General features: G+C 37.6%; 12 protein-coding genes. 7 read left to right on the top strand and 5 right to left on the bottom strand.

What is annotated here, in order from left to right; genetic code table 11:
- Positions 1 to 92 precede the first annotated feature (92 nt).
- A complete protein-coding gene (locus ABGT15_RS07395) occupies positions 93 to 2,564 on the top strand; it encodes a TonB-dependent siderophore receptor (protein ID WP_367230794.1) in 2,472 nt (823 codons plus the stop codon).
- 5 nt (positions 2,565 to 2,569) lie between these two features.
- On the top strand, positions 2,570 to 3,124 hold the full coding sequence (locus ABGT15_RS07390) for a PepSY-associated TM helix domain-containing protein (RefSeq protein WP_367230793.1): 555 nt from the start codon (positions 2,570 to 2,572) through the stop codon (positions 3,122 to 3,124).
- 81 nt (positions 3,125 to 3,205) lie between these two features.
- Here ABGT15_RS07390 and ABGT15_RS07385 read toward each other — a convergent pair whose 3' ends face one another.
- The 4 genes from ABGT15_RS07385 to ABGT15_RS07370 all read right to left on the bottom strand — a co-directional run bounded on the left by ABGT15_RS07385 (position 3,206) and on the right by ABGT15_RS07370 (position 9,990).
- Positions 3,206 to 3,625, bottom strand: a complete 420-nt coding sequence (locus ABGT15_RS07385; RefSeq protein ID WP_237789819.1) for a nucleoside-diphosphate kinase — start codon at positions 3,623 to 3,625, stop codon at positions 3,206 to 3,208.
- A gap of 68 nt (positions 3,626 to 3,693) precedes the next feature.
- Positions 3,694 to 4,530: a formylglycine-generating enzyme family protein gene (locus ABGT15_RS07380; RefSeq protein ID WP_367230792.1), complete on the bottom strand. Its 837-nt coding sequence runs from the start codon at positions 4,528 to 4,530 to the stop codon at positions 3,694 to 3,696.
- Positions 4,531 to 4,668: 138 nt separating this feature from the next.
- A complete protein-coding gene (bshC, locus tag ABGT15_RS07375) occupies positions 4,669 to 6,261 on the bottom strand; it encodes a bacillithiol biosynthesis cysteine-adding enzyme BshC (RefSeq protein WP_367230791.1) in 1,593 nt (530 codons plus the stop codon).
- Between the two features lie 78 nt (positions 6,262 to 6,339).
- The gene (locus ABGT15_RS07370; RefSeq protein WP_367230790.1) at positions 6,340 to 9,990 is read right to left on the bottom strand and encodes a T9SS type B sorting domain-containing protein; all 3,651 of its coding nucleotides are present in this window, start codon (positions 9,988 to 9,990) and stop codon (positions 6,340 to 6,342) included.
- Positions 9,991 to 10,189: 199 nt separating this feature from the next.
- Here ABGT15_RS07370 and ABGT15_RS07365 point away from each other — a divergent pair, with 199 nt between their 5' ends.
- Both ABGT15_RS07365 and ABGT15_RS07360 read left to right on the top strand, forming a co-directional pair.
- On the top strand, positions 10,190 to 12,379 hold the full coding sequence (locus tag ABGT15_RS07365; protein ID WP_367230789.1) for a B12-binding domain-containing radical SAM protein: 2,190 nt from the start codon (positions 10,190 to 10,192) through the stop codon (positions 12,377 to 12,379).
- A 73-nt stretch (positions 12,380 to 12,452) separates the two neighbouring features.
- Complete coding sequence (locus ABGT15_RS07360; protein WP_367230788.1) at positions 12,453 to 14,564, top strand: response regulator; 2,112 nt, start codon at positions 12,453 to 12,455, stop codon at positions 14,562 to 14,564.
- A gap of 67 nt (positions 14,565 to 14,631) precedes the next feature.
- Here the strand turns inward: ABGT15_RS07360 and ABGT15_RS07355 are convergent, their stop codons facing one another.
- Positions 14,632 to 15,171, bottom strand: coding sequence for a YfbU family protein (locus ABGT15_RS07355; protein ID WP_367230787.1), 540 nt, complete (start codon positions 15,169 to 15,171; stop codon positions 14,632 to 14,634).
- A gap of 132 nt (positions 15,172 to 15,303) precedes the next feature.
- Between ABGT15_RS07355 and ABGT15_RS07350 the strand changes: the two genes are divergently transcribed.
- Genes ABGT15_RS07350 through ABGT15_RS07340 form a run of 3 tightly spaced genes read left to right on the top strand, consistent with a single transcriptional unit; the run spans position 15,304 to position 18,783 of the window.
- On the top strand, positions 15,304 to 15,789 hold the full coding sequence (locus ABGT15_RS07350; protein WP_367230786.1) for an acetyl-CoA carboxylase biotin carboxyl carrier protein subunit: 486 nt from the start codon (positions 15,304 to 15,306) through the stop codon (positions 15,787 to 15,789).
- Position 15,790: 1 nt separating this feature from the next.
- Positions 15,791 to 17,236 carry an acetyl-CoA carboxylase biotin carboxylase subunit gene (accC, locus tag ABGT15_RS07345; RefSeq protein ID WP_367230785.1) on the top strand — a complete coding sequence of 482 codons (1,446 nt, stop codon included), beginning with the start codon at positions 15,791 to 15,793 and terminating at the stop codon, positions 17,234 to 17,236.
- 2 nt (positions 17,237 to 17,238) lie between these two features.
- Positions 17,239 to 18,783: an acyl-CoA carboxylase subunit beta gene (locus ABGT15_RS07340; RefSeq protein WP_367230784.1), complete on the top strand. Its 1,545-nt coding sequence runs from the start codon at positions 17,239 to 17,241 to the stop codon at positions 18,781 to 18,783.
- Positions 18,784 to 18,797: the final 14 nt, after the last annotated feature.

The raw sequence follows: 18,797 nt of genomic DNA, 5'->3' as shown, positions 1-18,797 counted from the left end.
TATTTTTATTTATTCTAAATAAACTTGTTTTTTAGGCTTTGCCTGATTAGTTTTGCATCAAATTAAAATTAATCTAAATAAGCCTAACTCAAATGAAAAGTTTAACCAAACTGGTATTTGCAGTTTTATTGTTTTCACTACAAATAAACGCCCAATCTACTGCAATTATTAAAGGAAAAGTTACTTCATCAAGTAAATTGCCAATTGAAAAAGCCAGTATTACTGCCAAAAACGCTTCTTTTCAAGTACTAACTAATGCGCAAGGAGAATTCCTTATCTCAAATGTAAAACCAGGAAAATACAATTTAATTGTTACTCACATAAGTCATGTTACGACTACGGCGCATGCGCATGTTAAAGATGAAAATTCAACTGTTGTAGTGGATGTGGTTCTCGAAGAAACTTCCAATGAGCTTTCAGAAGTTGTGGTTTCCGGAAGTGTTGTCAAGAAAACAATGGCTAACGGGAAAAGCGGTGTCAAAGTAATGGATTTGCCACAAAGCGTTCAGATAATCAACAGTAAGATACTTGAGCAACAACAAACGATCCGTTTAAGTGATGTCATCAAAAACGTTAATGGAGTTTATGTCGGTTCGGCACGTGGTGGAGCTCAGGAATCTTTTTGGTCGAGAGGGTATGACATGACAGCCAACAACATGTTCAAAAATGGTTTCAGATACAATGGAGGTTCCATGCCGGAAGTAGCTTCTTTAGAACAGGTTGAAGCTTTAAAAGGAAGTTCGGCTTTGTTGTTCGGTAACGTAGCTCCGGGGGGAATCATCAACATGGTAACCAAAACACCTTCGTTCAATAAAGGCGGAAGTATTTCTTTTCAAACAGGAAGTTATAATTATTACAAGCCGATTGTTGATTTTTATGGACCTTTAAGTAAAACAATCGCGTATCGTTTCGTAGGTTCTTATGAGAATGCGGAAAGTTTTAGAGATGTTGTAAACCGTGAACGTTTTTACGTGAATCCTTCATTGCTTTTCAAGGCAAGTAAAAAGACGACTATTTTATTGCAAGGAGACTATTTAAAAGATTACTGGACACCCGATTTTGGTACCGGAGTTATCGGTAAAACTATCGTAGATATACCAAGAAATACTTATTTAGGAGCAAAATGGTCGAACGGACTGACTACCCAAGCATCCGTTTCAGCACAAATTGCCCATAAATTGAACAACAACTGGAAATTCAGTTCCAATTCTTCCGTACAGGATTTCAGCAGAAAATCGGAAGGAACAGAGCGTATCCAAGTGGATGCTTTAGGGAACTTCAAAAGACCATTAGGGAAAAATAAAAATACCGAAATGATTGCCGGACAGCAGTTTAACCTTCAAGGTGTTTTCAATACCGGAAGTATTAAACATCAGCTTTCTACAGGACTTGATTGGGATTATACTTTCGGACAGGCTTATACTTATGCTTTTACCAGAGCTAATTACGATCCGGACAGTTACGATAATCCTCACGCACCTAACGCATCAAACGGAACAGATGGTACTGTAAACATTTATGATCCGTTAACGTATCAGAATGAATATGACGTGCCGAATTCCAGAAATACCAAAATCGTAAGAACTGAAACTTCCCGTTTTGGAGCCTATGCTCAGGATTTGATTTCTTTTAATGATAAAATTAAAGTTTTGGCGGGTATTCGCTGGTCTTGGCAGGAGGCTCAGGCAACAAATTACGGAAAGACAAATGTAGCCCCAGAAGACGATACGAATCCTACAAAAGAGGCTAAACGTTTAGACAGAGCCTTTTCTCCCAAAATAGGATTGGTGTACCAACCGACAAAATCGACTTCATTATTTGCCAGCTATGCTAACTCGTTTACGCCAAATACCGGAACCGATATTAACTATCAAGCTCTTGAAGCTTCTATTATCGACCAGTACGAAGTTGGTGTTAAGAAAGATTTTTGGAACGGACTGTTAAGTACTAATGTTACACTATATCAGATTGTCAACAGCAATTTTGCGCAAATGGCATCCTTTAAAGCTGATGGGACACCAAATTATACAGACACAACGTTAAAAGTGCTTTCGGGAGAAACCACAAGTAAAGGAATTGAAGTTGATGTTAATGCGCGACCAATCGAAGGATTAAACATTTTGGTGGGATACAGCTACAATGACATGCGTTTTACAAAAGTATTGGGAGATTGGATTCCGGGTAGTTTTGTTAAAGGTGATCGTGTAGCCAGAACGCCACAACATACAGCAAATGCAAGTTTCTTCTACACACTTCAAAACGGATTTTTGAAAGGAGTTTCTGTGGGAAGTATCGCTAATTATATCGGAGATCGAATAGGAGGTTGGAACAATGATTATGTATACAATTCCACTGCCAATGAAGTTGTTTTCCGCGATCGTGAAATTCCGGTGGATGGTTATGTTACTGTGGACGCATCAGTTGGTTACACCTGGAAACAGTTTTCATTGCTTTGTAAAGTAGCAAACATTTTTAATGAGTTGAATTATTCCGTACATGAAAATTACAGTATCAATCCTATTGCACCGCGTCAGTACATGGCAACTTTAAAATATAAATTTTAATAAAAATGAAAAAAAGAGACAAAAATATCAGATCCATCCATCGTGATTTCGGATACTTCTATTTAGGGTTAATTATTTCCTTTGCGTTTTCAGGAATCCTCATGAACCACAGGGAAAGCTGGCATCCGGAAAAATATACGACCGAAACGAAAGCCATTACCGTTAAATTACCATCGGAAGATGATATCAACGAAAAATATGCAGAAAACCTTGCCAAGGAATTAGGCGTTAAAGATAAATTTCGCCGTTATAATGTAAAAAAAGGGGAATTAAGAATTTCTCTTGAAAATACAGATATTGAAATCGATGTGGAAACAGGAAAAGGAGAAATAATTTCATTTTTGAAAACGCCTTTAATTAGCCAGACAATGAAATTGCATAAGAGTACCTCCAATTGGTGGATTTATTATTCGGATATTTTTGGGTTATCTTTAATCACAATAGCTGTGACAGGTGCCATGATGATCACTGCGGGTAAGCATACCTTTAAACGAAGAGGTTGGAAACTGGCATTAGCCGGAATCATTTTTCCTCTTATATTTCTATTATTTTTAGCATAGTTTAGTTAAAAAAAAATCCCGATTCATTGAATCGGGATTTTTTATTTTAAACTGAAAGTTATTTCAGATATATCTTTCGAATTAGAACTGCTCTCTTCCAGCAAAATGGAAAGCTCCTTCGATTGCAGCATTTTCATCACTGTCAGAACCGTGAACCGCATTCTCACCGATAGAAGTTGCATATTTTTTACGGATAGTTCCTTCAGCAGCTTCAGCAGGGTTTGTAGCACCAATTAAAGTTCTGAAATCTTCTACAGCATTTTCTTTCTCTAAAATTGCAGATACGATCGGACCTCTTGACATGAATTCAACCAATTCACCGTAGAATGGTCTTTCACTGTGAACCGCGTAAAATTTCTGAGCATCAGCTACAGTTAATTGTGTCAATTTCATAGAAACGATTCTGAAACCAGCTTCAGTAATCATATTTAAAATTCCTCCGATGTGTCCTTTTTCAACAGCATCTGGCTTAATCATTGTAAATGTTCTGTTTGTTGCCATTTTTGTGTTTTTAAATTTGGCGCAAAAGTACTGCTTTCTTGTTGAAAAACAACCGGGTTAACAGAAAATTATTTGCTAACGGTTCTTACTACTCTGAATCCGAAAAATTCGTTTGTAGTGTTTGGGTTCCAGTTCAATTGATTGGTTGTAGGTTTTAAATACTCCAATTTGCTGCTATCCCATGAACCTCCACGAATGCATCTTTTTTCACCTCTGTCCGGTCCGGTTGGGTTTTGTCTTTTTTCAACTTTGTGAAAAATCGGGCTGTAGTAGTCATAGCACCATTCCCAAGCATTCCCGCTCATATCATATAAACCAAGTTCGTTAGCCAATTTAGTTCCGATTTTTTGCGGAGATTTTCTACTGTTTTCAGAATACCATGCAATCATCTCGATATCATCACTACCGGAATATTTGAAGTTTTTAGATTTGTTTCCGCCTTTGGCTGCATATTCCCATTCGGCATCAGTCGGTAGTCGGTATCCGTTTGCGTTGAAGTCACAAACATATTTACCACCACTTTTCGTATAGGCAGGTTTCAAACCATTTGTTTTGCTTAACCAGTTACAGAATTTAACCGCATCACTCCATGTAATATTGGTAATAGGATATTCGTCGTTCCAGCCCCATGAAGGTTTAGCCGGCATGTTTAATTTGTTTTCAGTAACATAGGCTCTCCAGTCCGCTACAGTTACTTCGAATTTGCTCATTTCAAAAGATGAAACAGCGATATCGTAAGCGATTTTCTTTTTACTTTTTACATCTACGGCGTTTTCTTTCGGAGACATTTTAAAAGTACCGCCTTCCACCATTACCATTTCAGGTTTTACCGTAGTAAGCTGTAAAAAAGAGCATAAAAAAAGTGCCAAAGCACTCAATCCAAACATTACGTAATTCTTCTTCATATAATAAATTTAACTTTTCATTAATTTAATGTTGCGAAAGTAACATTTTTTTGATACTAACCTAATTTTTGATGAAAAATGTTAGATGAAATGCTTAAAAATATCGATGAAGTGTATAAAATTATCTTTTAAAACACATTATTGTAAGGGAATAATGTAAAATTCTGAGGATAATGGGTTCAGTAGCGCTAAGATTTTTTTTGTTAAATTTGTTTCATTCGTCACAAAATATTCTGAAAAGTTACATTTTCGTTCCTGAAGTGAGTGGTTGGGAAACAATTCATTCTGAATTTCGACTATACGGGAGAGTCTATCCTGATGTGTTTTCTTTTCAGCTTTGAGAAGTCTTTTTTCAAGATTCTCAAGTCCTTTAAGCTGTTTGGTTTCCTGTGCTTTTACCGCTCCTGAAAATGATTTGTCTGTTTGTGTGGCTATTTGGTTCAGTTTTTCGAATTGAACTTTTAGGAATGCTTTCTGTTCTGAAAAATCAAGAGTGTGCTCAGAATACTCTGCAGTTTTACGATTGATGAGTTCGGTTTGTTTTGAAAATAAATCAGCCCAGGACAAATTCAAGGCGTCTGTTTTTTTGATTTGTTTTTCAGTAGCGAGTAAAACCGAATTACGAAGCAAGAGTACCGGAAAGGTTACCTGATGCGCTTCAAACATCGATTTCAATTCCAGCCAATACGCAATTTCGCCGCCTCCGCCGATATAACAGAGATTGGGTAATACGATTTCCTGATAAAGCGGTCGCAATAAAACATTCGGACTGATTTTGTTAGGATGGTTTTCAATTTCAGATAACAATTCACTTTCTGTAAATGATATTTTAGTGTTGTTAACCTGAAATTTACCGTTTTCAAAAACGATTCGTTCTCTTAAATTGTCTTCAATGTAAAATAAGTTGATTTCTCTGGGATTAACCTGAATCTCATACTTCTCAAACTGCTTTAGGGTTTCGGAAACCTTTTTAAAGGAGAGTTGTTCTGTTATTTCCTGTTTTACAAAAGAGACGAATAGTTTTTTTAGCGAAACATCATCACCGTCAACAATCACCAAGCCTTCTTCATTAAAAAGTTTATTAACCAGGAATCGTGTGGCGTTTGCCAAATTTGAATGTTCCAGATAGGTTTTTCGAAAAAGCTCACGAAGATGATCCGCATTGTTGCCTATACCTAACTCTTTGGAGAAGACTTCGAACACTTCGTCTAAACCTTCCGTTGACAATCTTCCAACCGGACCGAAACTTTCACGATTCCAGTGAATTTTTTTGTTTTTAAAATAGAAGTAGCTGATTTCCTCAAAATCGTGATCTTCCGTAGCCATCCAGTAAACCGGTACGAAATTATAATCCGGATAAGCCGATTTTAGCTGTTTCACTAAATTAATTGTGGAAACGATTTTGTAAATGAAATACAATGGTCCCGTAAACAAATTTAATTGATGCCCTGTTGTGATGGTGAACGTATTATCATCTTCCAAAAGTGCAATATGCTGACGGGTCGCTTCAGAAATTTCGAAACCATTGTATTGCTCTTTTAAAGCTGTAACAAGTGTTTTTCGGTTTTCAGGAGAAAAATTAGCAGCCTTTTCTTCGATTTGAAATTTGAAATTTTCTAGCGTTGGAAATCTATGGTAAAACGACTGTACTTCCTTTTCCTGATTCAAATAATCAACAATAAGTTTTGAAAAATATCCGGAATTCTGGTAGCTGATACAGTCGGTTGGCATAACAATTCTTTGTTTCTGCTAAAATAGCAAAAATAAAGGTAGGGAAAATCGCTTTAACAAAGGCTTAGGAAATTTCGATTAGCGTTTTAAACTGAAATGCCCTTTGTATTCTTTTCCGTTTTGACGTTTTACCACAAACCAATAATCGTCCTGAGGTAATGGCACACCTAAATAAGTACCATCCCAACCTTTACTGTCAGATCCTATTTGTTTCAGAAGTTTACCGTAACGGTCATAAATGTGAACGATTAAATCCGATTCTTCCTCAGAAAAGCGAATTTTCCAATAATCATTGTATCCATCGCCGTTTGGTGTAAAAAATGTTGGATGAATTAACAGATAAACATCATTCACAGTTATTCCACATCCGTTTTTATCTCTTACGAAGATATTGTGTTCTCCATGTTCCATGTTATTGAAAACATTACTATTCTGGTATTGTATGCCATCTAGTGAGTATTCGTAGTCCCCTAAGCCACTCACAATGATTTGAATGGAGTTATTGTGTACTGTCCAATCGTCTATATGGACCTGTGTAATTGTAGCAGGATTCGACAAAATAATTTCAAAACTTTTAGTTGTAGAACAAATAACGTGTCCGTGGTTTTCCGTAACCGTTAACGAATGCGTGCCGGGTTGTGTAAATATAGCAGAAGCTGTGGCTGTTCCATTTGACCATGAATAGCTGTCAAAAGATAATTGCTCTTCAATCTTAACAAAAGAGTTTTCACATAAGTAATAAAAGTCTCTGATACTTGGTTCAGGCGTTGCAATTAGTGTTAAGTCCAGATAGGCGATACTCGAGCAGCCATTACTGTCGGTTACCAAAACAAAAAATGTTTTTTGAGTTTCGTTAAGATTGTAGTTTGCAACATTCGTTATTAAATCTGAAGGAATATTGTTTTGTGCACCATTGAGTGAATGGTAATATTTAAAGGTATGGTTGTTAGAATTGGAAATAAAATTGGAATTGAAATTTGTTAGATTAACATTTTCATTGCCATTGTTCTGGTTGTCACATATAAGTGTAACGTAGTCCGTTAGGGTCGGAAGTGGAAGGTAGTAGGAATTGATTCTAACCGATGAAGTATAAGTGACACAGTTAGGATTTTTTTTAACTCTAATCTGATAGGTTGTTCCTCCGTTTAGATTTGATAATGAATTGTTGGTTGTCCAGGTTGTTCCTCCATCAAAGCTGTAATAATCACCTGGGGTAGTGATGGTAAGTGTTGCATATCTGTCACAACCTGCTTCATCTATTGTATAGGTAGGATATGAGTTTTGAAAATTAGTGAGATATACGTAAACATTGCCAGAAGTACATCCTTGCGAGGTTTTAATTTTAATGATATATGTATCTGCTGTTAAGTTGTTTAGGGTGTTGGAAGTTTGCCAAGTAGTGCCCCCATCAAAGCTATAATGGTCTGCCTGTGTTGTTATGGTAATACTACCGGGATTAGAACAATAAGGAGCAACAGTAGTATACGTTGGATCAGCCAGAAACTCTCCGCTTAGAACTACGCTATTAAAATCAGAAATGCATCCAAGGTTGTCTTTGGTTCGTATTAAATAAGTACCGATAGGTAAATTGTTAGCGGTGTTATTTGTTGTCCAGGTAAGACCGTCATCAAAACTGTATTCTGAAGCAACTGTAGTAATTGTAATACTTCCGGTTCCTTCACAGTTTGTAGGTTTTACACTTGTATAATAAGGGTATGACGATTGGAATGAAATTAAGGATATTGGAGAATTATAAGACAAACAGCCGTTAACAGTTTTAATTTTTACACTATAGTTGCCTACTGGGGCATTGGTAAGTATTGGGTTTGTTGTCCAAGTTGTACCGCCGTCAAAACTGTATTCGGCCGCTGGGGAGGTTACTTCAATTGTACCAGTGTGGACAGAGCAGGTTGGTTGTGTAACATTTATGGTTGGTGAAACCGCTACATTTGAAGGAATGATTGTGACGGATGCATCAGATATACATCCTTCAGAATCTGTAACCATAACAGTATATGTGCCGTTATTGGTTACGGTAACACTCTGTGAGGTTGCACCATTAGACCAGAGATAGGATGCCCCCGGAGATGCTGTTAAAACAGTACTGCCCCCGCAAACATTTAGAATACCTGAAATTGTTGCAGACGGATTTTTAACGACCAATCCAAAAGCAATTACCTTAAAACATGTAGCATCTGAATCACTATAAACTCTGGCATAAAGTGTAGTAGTATAACTTTCGTAATTATTGATTGTTGTAATCGGATTTGTATTGTTCGTTGCATTGGTCAAAGAAGTGAAATAGCTAACAGATAGTCCGTTTTGTGTGTTGATTAATTGAGGGTTTACATCTGTGAGGTTAAAAAACTCTTTTCCGTCATCATTTGTGTCGCATAGTTTCAAAATTCCGGATTGTAAGATAAAATTACACGTATCTGTACAGTTCATAAAAGAGATATCCCATCCGGGGTTGGCATCGTTGTCAGTAGCTGAGTTGAAATTTGTACCAGTACAGTCTGTTTGCAATAAACCGTAATTGATACTAACACTCACATTGTAGTTACCGTTTGTGGTATTGGGTAAATTAGTGGCATTTAACTCGAAACAAAAAGTTTTACTGTTTAAATCTAAGGAACTTGTATTCGATGTAGAATAAATTAAAGCGTTATTCTGATCGAACACATTAAGGGTTATACTGTCAATATTAGCGGATACACCACCCGAATTTGGCACGGTGAAATTACCGCAAACGGAAATCGGTAAGGTAGGACAAATTTTGAATAAAGGATCCAGTTCAATACTTCCCTGAAGGTTTTCATCAGAATGTTTCAGACAAAGATCGTCTACATAGGCATAACCAAAGTGGGCACCTAAACCACAACGCGCAGCTGTAAATTCTATAGTGAATTCTTCATTGTTAGGTATTGAAGAAATATCTAAACTTCCTGTTTGCCAATTTTGAGTATACAAAATGATACTTCCGGCTTCATAATTGGGAGCTTGCGTAAAAATGCAGTTAGTTGGGTCTCCAATAACACAAAATTCATTTACAACCCAGCCGTTGCTTCTAATAATTCTTGCTTTGAAGAAAGGTTGCTCTCCTTCGTGTCCGGAGTCTTCAATACTTTGTAAAACAGTTTTATAGTTAAAAACTACTTCATTTTCATTATTGGTTTTGAATCTTTTGGCTTGTACTACACTTGAAGTTGTACTGGATTCCTTGTAGTTGATTTTTAAAGCAAACTGATCAAAACCTCCAATATCACCAATAAATTCGTCAATATGATTTGATGGTACAGTAGTACTCATCAAAGATGTTTGGCTCGGGTTATATTGTAAAATATATTGATTGGCTGTGATGTTTTGGCTTACACATTGGGTAGGGTTTGAGAGTTCTGTTGTTTTGTACAGAAAGTGTTTCAGAACATTATTTCCCGATTGATTTTCATATTCTTCAAAATTATTATTGCTGCACAAATGAACCGCTGATAAGGAATTTTTATTACTGACAGGATGAGTGCTGTTCAAAAGATGCTCCTGTTCTCTTTTTTTTAGAAAATAAGCTCTCTGAACAGGATCTGTAATGGTATGACCGTGAGTGTCTTCAATTTTTTTATGCACAAAATGTTCTTTTTCAGAAGTTTTTTTAAGTACTGTTGAATTTTCTTTTTGTGCGTAAACTTTTAAGAATGATGATAGGATTACACAAAACAATAATGATTTTCTCACGAATTCTATTTTTTTGCAAAATTAGGAAAAAGCCATAAAATGACAAGGAAATAACGTTATCAAACTAATAAGTTGTTTTTTTGAAAATGTAAATCTTTTCAGAGAAGGCTAGTAGTAGAAAATCAATTTAAATGCTAAGGAAATAATCTGTTTAATATTTTTAAAAACCATTAATTTTGCTTTTCAGATCAAAACAGTAATGCAAAACATCCTCCTCATCACGCCACCCTTCACCCAACTGAATACCCCGTATCCGGCAACCGCCTATTTAAAAGGGTTTCTGAATACGAAAAGCATCAGTTCCTTTCAGATGGATTTGGGTATTGAAGTGATTCTGGAATTGTTTTCAAAAGAAGGACTAAAGCAAATTTTTCAGCAAATTGACCCAGCTGGAGTTGAGTTGTCTGATAATTCTAAACGCATTTTCGCCCTTCAAAACGACTACATAAAAACCATTGATTCCGTCATCGCTTTTCTGCAAAGTAAAAATCCAACCTTGGCAAGGCAAATTTGTTTGGATGGTTTTCTGCCCGAAGCCTCCCGTTTTGCACAACTGGAAGATATGGATTGGGCGTTCGGTTCGATGGGTTTACAGGACAAGGCGAAACATTTAGCGACCTTATATTTAGAAGATTTATCCGATTTCATAGTAGAATGCATTGATGAAAATTTCGGTTTCAGTCGTTATGCCGAGCGTTTGGGCAGAAGCGCTAATTCCTTTGATGAATTATATGATTATCTGCAATCGGAACCGACTTATATTGATGCGATTACCCTTAAAATATTAGAAAAAAAACTGAAAGAAATCAATCCGAAATTAGTCTGTTTTTCTGTTCCTTTTCCGGGAAATCTGTACAGCGCGTTTCGTTCGGCACAATTTATAAAAGCGAATTATCCCGAGATGAAAATATCGATGGGCGGCGGTTTTCCGAACACTGAGTTACGCGATTTAAAAGACAAACGCGTTTTCGAGTTTTTCGATTTCATAACACTGGACGATGGTGAATTACCCGTAGAACTTTTAAATGCACACATCAATCATCCGGAACATCACGAATTTAAAAGAACATTTTTGGTTGAAAATAATGCTGTCGTTTATAAGAACAATACCCTTCGTCACGATTATAAACAAAGTGAAGTCGGTACACCTGATTATACGGATTTACCGTTAGACAATTACATTTCCGTTATAGAAATCGCTAACCCGATGCACAGTTTGTGGAGCGATGGTCGATGGAACAAGCTAACAATGGCCCACGGCTGTTACTGGGGGAAATGTACGTTTTGCGATATTTCGTTAGATTATATAAAAGTTTACGAACCGATTGCCGCTAAAACCTTGGTCGATCGCATCGAAGAACTGATCGCACAAACTGGTCACAACGGTTTTCATTTTGTAGATGAAGCGGCACCACCGGCTTTAATGCGCGAAGTGGCCTTGGAAATTTTGCGAAGAAATTTAACGGTTACCTGGTGGACCAACATCCGTTTCGAGAAAAGCTTTACTGCCGATTTGTGCGTGCTACTGAAAGCTTCCGGCTGTATTGCGGTTTCCGGAGGTTTAGAAGTAGCTTCCGACCGCTTATTGGAACTGATTAAAAAAGGCGTTACAGTTGAGCAAGTAGCCAAAGTGACCCGAAATTTTACCGAAGCTGGTATCATGGTACATGCCTATTTAATGTACGGTTATCCGACGCAAACTATTCAGGAAACGGTAGACAGTCTGGAAATGGTACGTCAGATGTTCGAGTTGGGAATTTTGCAATCCGGGTTTTGGCATCAGTTTGCGATGACGGCACACAGCCCGGTTGGGATGTTTCCGGAAGAATTCGGTGTGATTCCTGAAAGGAACGACATCACTTTTGCTAATAATGATGTTCAGTTTAAAGACAAAACAGGTATCAATCACGATAAGTTTAGTTTTGGATTGAAAAAATCGCTTTTCAATTATATGCATGGGATTTGTTTTGATTATCCGCTTCAGGATTGGTTTGATTTTAAAATCCCGAGAACCAGAATTGAACCGGATTTTATTTATAATTGCCTTCAGGAAGAAAATCATTTCAGCACAAAACCCAACGCAAAAGTGGTCTGGATAGGAGGAAAACCCTTAGTTAAACCCTTTGTGAAAAGTAAAAAAGGAAATTCATGGGAAATGATGCAACTCATTTTTCACGATAAAAGAGAAACTGTTGAAGTTGTTACCGATAAAGATAAAGGGGTTTGGTTGCAGCAATTGTTGCTGAAGATTTCAGTTTTAAATGGCAAGGTGTTCACCTATAGTGAAATAAAAGGCGATTATGAAAATGCAAGCCTAGAGGATTTCGAATTGTTCTGGTACTCCAAACCGGTTACAGTATTAAAACAATTTGGAATACTTGTGTTATAACGTTAGTTTTTGAAAATATTCTGACGAAACAAACCTTATTTTTTTTATTTTAGACTAAAGAAAATTGGGTATAATGCTTAAAGCGAATAATTTATCGACTTATTCTAAATCATTGCTGCTGATAACACTATCTAGTTTTTCCTTTATTGTTTTATTGTTTTCGCTGTATTACTACATTCTGAAGGAAGAGAAAGAAGTACGTAAATCGTCTGCATATCAGTTTGAAAAAGAAGTTAATTCCCTTTTAATCCTGAATTCAGAATCCCATGTTTCCATAATTTCGGATATTTCTTATTGGGACGAATTGGTGAAATTTACCAGGAATGAGAATCAAAAATGGTTTTACCAATCCATCGGAAGTGCTATAGATGTATACAGAGTTGAGTATTTGGGGGTTTATAACCTGAAAAATAAACTGGTAGGTCATGCAACGCGGAATAATTTTAAAACACAAAGCCTGGTTACAGAGGGTTTTCTGAATAAATTATACAAAAAAAAATACATCAAGTATTACACGCAGACGCCCGAAGGAGTAGTAGAGGTTTTCGGGGCGACAATACACCCTTCTAACGATCCCTTAAAGACGAAAACAGAACCTGCAGGTTATTTTATAATGGGGAGACTGCTTGAAGACTCTTATATTAAAGACCTTGAAAAAATAAGCGGATCCAAAATTGTATTTCTTGATAAAAATCATCCGATTGAGGAAACGCCTAATGACATAGAAGTTGTTACCAAATTAAGAGACTGGGAAAATAATACGGTTGCTCAAATGCAATTCAACCGTCCGTTCACGGTTAGTTTTGCCAAAGCAAAAACAATCCTGAATATCATTCTTGCTGTTTTCATGATTAATCTGGTGATTACTGTTTTTTATAGCAGAAAATGGCTCTATCTTCCTCTACGACTGATTACTAAAACTCTTGAAACCGGAAATAAAAAATCTATTGCATTATTGCGGAAGATACCGGGTGAGTTCGGTTACATTGGCAATCTCTTCTTTGAAAACAATGCTCAAAAAGTTCAGCTTGAAATTGCAAAAGAAAAAGCCGAAGAAAGCAATAGGTTAAAAGCTTCGTTCCTCACGAATTTGTCCCATGAAATCAGAACGCCCATGAATGCCATTGTAGGGTTTGCCGATTTGCTCAAAAACAAAGATTTAACCGACGAAGAACGTAAGGAATATATAGATGTTATTGATCAAAGTGGCTCCAATTTGGTTTCTATTATAGACGATTTAATTGAAATGTCACGGATTGACTCCAAATTGATAACGCCTAATTACGGCAGTGTAAATCTTGAAGATTGTGTTCACGAGCTATACAAATCCATAAAAATTACGATTCCTAAAGATAAGGCCATCGATTTCATAATAACGGAATGCACCCTTCCCTTAAAACACAACATAATTACCGATGAAATTAAGCTGAAACAGATTATTATCAATCTGATAACCAATGCTATAAAATTTACAGATGAAGGTTTTGTACGTTTCGGTTATTATCTTAACAAAGAGACCAAAAAGATCGAATTCCGGATTGAAGACACCGGGTTGGGAATCGATATAAAACACCACGACATCATTTTTGACCGTTTCAAAAGGGTGGAAGGCGATTATTCCATAAAAGTTGGAGGTTTGGGACTTGGGTTGTCCATTTCAAAAGCCTACGTGGAAATGTTAGGAGGAGAAATCGAATTGGTGAAATCAAAACTTGGTAAAGGTTCTGTTTTCAAATTTACAATTCCCTATAAACCTGATGAATCTGATAAGAAGGGAGTTGAGGTTGAAGAGAAAATCGATATAAAAGAAATAGACGGTTCTGAAACCATTCTGATAGCCGAAGACGACAACATCAATTTCCTGCTATTGGAAAAAATAATGAAATTAAAGCATTACAACATTATTCGAGCCAAAAATGGTGAAGAAGCCATCTTGTTAGCAAAAAACAATACCATTGACTTAATTCTTATGGATATTAAAATGCCGGTGTTAAGCGGTTATGATGCGACACTTGCCATCCGGAAGAAAGATAAAAAAATCCCGATTATCGCCCAAACAGCATATTCCACTTTGGAAGAAGTGAACGAGATAATGAAGGCCGGTTTTACAGATTACATTTCTAAACCCATCAATAAGGAGAGTCTTTTTTTACTCCTAAAAAAACACCTGTCTGAAAAAAAATAAAAAAATCCGGCTTAACACCGGATTTCCTTCCCAAATTTAAATAACAACTGATCTGGATGGCGGATAATTACTTCACCAAAGGCAAAGTTTCTTTTTCAAGTATGGCAATTAATTTTTTCAGGTTGCTTTTTGTAAGGTCATATTGATCATTGTCCAATAGATAATTTTGGTATTCCAGCATTTTCCTGTATTTCATTAAAGAGAGTCGGCTTCGTGAATCAAGGTAAAGATTTCTGTATTCTCTCCAGAGGTTCATTTTTTCGATCATGAAAGTCATGTATTGAAAGTGAAAATCACGTTTTACATCAAAACCTTCAAAAGCAATTTTCTCCAGATTGAGTTCAGTTCTTTCTTTTTCCGATAACTTTTTGATACAGTTATTAATTCGACGGTACATGTTTAATATCTGACTTGTTTCCTCGCAGATTTCCAAAGGAATTTCATCGGTATTAACATCGAAAACTTCGTAATATTGTTCGGTGTAGCCGTTCTCAAGAATTTCTATTTTGGTTTCGTAATCCTGAGGATCGCTTTCCATTTTTGAAAGGATTCGGAACTGGTTTGCTAAAATCTGTCGCTCTACTATTGATAAACTTTCCGGAATCATATTATTGTTTTTACGTTGACAGGGCAATATTATTAATTGATGTCAAAAACTCATTGTGGATTTTCCTCACCAATTGTTAAAAAAAAGTTTCAGATTATTTGTCTAAATTTACGACCGATAAAAATTAACCGAATGAGTGCAACTTATAAAATTACTGTAAACAAAACAGTTACCGTCGATGTGTCGGATGCCGATGCCGCTTCTGTCGATGCTTTGGCACTGGGAAACTCTCAATACCATGTGTTAAAAGACAATGTCCCATATCATGCTGAAATCGTAAATGCCGATTTTAATACCAAAAAATATACGGTACGCATCAACAATACCGATTATGTAGTCGATATCGCGAATCAATTAGATCAGCTCATCAAAGAAATGGGATTTGCTGTTGGAGCTACTAAACAAGTCAACTCCATTAAGGCACCAATGCCGGGTTTAATCCTTGAAATCAATGTGGAAGTAGGACAGGAAGTAAAAGAAAACGATCCAATCCTGATTTTAGGAGCGATGAAAATGGAAAACAGTTTCCTTTCCCCAAGAGACGGAGTTATCAAAGCTATTGCGGTTACGAAAGATCAGGCAGTAGATAAAGGTCAATTGTTAATCGAATTCGAATAGTATGAAAAAGATATTAGTTGCCAACCGTGGGGAAATTGCCTTACGCGTGATGAAAACGGCTCGCAAAATGGGAATCAAAACGGTAGCGGTGTATTCCGTAGCCGACAGAAATGCACCGCATGTAAAGTTTGCCGATGAAGCGGTTTGTATTGGAGAAGCGCCTTCCAATCAGTCGTATTTGTTAGGAGATAAAATAATCGAAGTGGCCAAATCACTTAATGTAGACGGAATCCATCCGGGTTACGGTTTCTTGAGTGAAAATGCCGATTTCGCCGAATTAGCCGAGAAGAACAACATTACGTTCATCGGACCAAAATCGAAAGCGATCCACATAATGGGAAGTAAGTTAGCGGCAAAAGACGCTGTGAAAGCCTATGATATCCCAATGGTTCCGGGTGTTGACAAAGCAATCACTGATATTGAAGAAGCAAAACAAGTAGCCAAACAAATTGGTTTTCCTATTTTGATCAAAGCTTCTGCCGGTGGTGGTGGAAAAGGAATGCGAGTGGTGGAAAACGAAGCAGAATTCGAATCTCAAATGAACCGCGCGATCAGTGAAGCGGTTTCGGCCTTTGGAGACGGTTCGGTTTTCATTGAAAAATATGTGGGTTCACCACGTCACATCGAAATTCAGGTAATGGCAGACAGTCATGGGAACATCCTGTATCTATTTGAAAGAGAATGTTCGATCCAGCGTCGTCACCAGAAAGTGGTGGAGGAAGCGCCTTCATCAGTTTTAACTCCCGAAATCCGTAAAGCGATGGGAGAAGCTGCTGTGAAAGTTGCTCAATCGTGTGATTATTTGGGTGCAGGAACCGTGGAATTCCTTTTGGACGAAAACAAAAACTTCTACTTTCTGGAGATGAACACGCGTTTGCAAGTGGAACATCCAGTTACCGAAATGATTACGGGAATGGATTTAGTGGAAATGCAAATCCGCGTAGCTCGTGGTGAAGCTTTGGATATCAAACAAGAAGATTTAAAAATTACCGGTCACGCGATGGAATTGCGCGTGTACTGTGAAGATCCGTTAAACGATTTCTTGCCAAATGTTGGAACGTTGGAGGTGTACCAAGTGCCAGAAGGCGAGGGTATCCGCGTAGACGATGGTTTCGAAGAAGGTATGGAAGTGCCGATTTATTATGATCCGATGCTTTCCAAACTGATCACGTACGGAAAAACCCGTGAAGAATCCATTCAGAAAATGATCGAAGCGATTAAAGCGTATAAAATTGAAGGCGTTCACACGACCTTGCCGTTCGGAACTTTTGTAATGGAGCACGAAGCGTTCCGTTCCGGGGATTTCGATACGCATTTCGTTAAGAAATACTACGACAGTGAAGTGTTGAAAGCTCAAATGGATAAGGAAGCGGAAATCGCTGCTTATGTGGCTTTGAAACAGTATTTAGAGGATCAAAAAATCTTACGCTTACCAACACACTTATAATTATGGAATCAAATAAATTCGAAATATTAAATAAGAAAATTGCCGAGTCCAAATTAGGAGGCGGTGAAAAAAGAATTGCCACCCAGCATGCCAAGAAAAAACTAACCGCCCGCGAGCGTATCGAATATTTCTTTGATGAAGGTTCGTTTGAGGAAATCGGCGCTTTTGTAACGCACCGTACCAAAGATTTCGGTATGGATAAAGAGCATTATTTAGGCGATGGGGTTATCACAGGTTACGGAACCGTGAACGGTCGTTTAGTGTATGCTTTTGCACAGGATTTTACCGTTTTTGGTGGTGCTTTGTCGGAAACGCATGCTGAGAAAATCTGTAAAGTGATGGACATGGCCTTGAAAGTAGGTGCTCCAATGATTGGTTTGAATGATTCCGGTGGTGCCCGTATTCAGGAAGGTGTTCGTTCTTTGGGTGGATATGCTGATATTTTCTTCAGAAATGTTCAGGCTTCCGGAGTAATTCCTCAAATCTCTGCGATTATGGGACCTTGTGCCGGTGGAGCCGTTTATTCTCCAGCGATGACGGATTTTACGATGATGGTCGAAAACACTTCGTATATGTTCGTAACCGGGCCCAACGTTGTGAAAACCGTAACCAATGAAGAAGTGACTTCTGAAGAATTGGGAGGCGCTTCAACACATTCGACAAAATCGGGAGTAGCACACACAACTTCTGCCAATGATGTGGAATGTTTGGAAGACGTAAAACGATTGTTAAGCTATATTCCGCAAAACAATACTGAAGTTACCGAAGATTTGCCTTATGAATTAGGAGAAGAACTTCGCGAGCAATTGAGCAACATTGTTCCGGACAATCCGAACAAGCCTTACGATATGCACGATGTGGTAAACGCCATCATCGACGAGGAAAGTTTCTTCGAAATCCATAAAAACTATGCTGAAAACATTATCGTTGGTTTTGCCCGAATCGGAGGAAAAAGCGTTGGAGTAGTAGCAAACAATCCAATGTTTTTAGCCGGATGTTTGGATGTGAACAGTTCAATTAAAGCGGCGCGTTTTACCCGTTTTTGTGATGCGTTCAACATTCCGTTGTTAGTGTTGGTGGATGTGCCGGGCTTCTTACCGGGAACGGATCAGGAGTGGAACGGAATTATCGTGCACGGAGCGAAATTGTTGTATGCGTTAAGTGAGGCGACGGTTCCGAAAGTAACGGTAATTACCAGAAAAGCTTACGGTGGTGCCTACGACGTAATGAACTCGAAACACATCGGAGCAGATATGAACTTTGCTTGGCCGGGAGCGGAAATCGCGGTAATGGGAGCAAAAGGAGCGTCTGAAATCATCTTCAAAAAAGAGATTGCTGAAGCGGCCGATCCTGCTGCGAAATTGTTGGAAAAAGAAGCCGAATACGCTGAGAAATTTGCCAATCCTTACCGTGCGGCACAGCGTGGTTTTATCGATGAGGTAATCTTCCCACAAGACACGCGTAGAAAATTAATCAAAGCGTTTAAGATGCTTGAAAACAAAGTGGTGGACACGCCAAAACGTAAACACGGAAACATTCCTTTGTAATCATAAAATAAAAA

The organism is Flavobacterium enshiense (genome assembly GCF_040750275.1).
Lineage (GTDB): Bacteria > Bacteroidota > Bacteroidia > Flavobacteriales > Flavobacteriaceae > Flavobacterium > Flavobacterium enshiense_B.
This window is presented reverse-complemented; position numbering and strand designations above follow the sequence as displayed.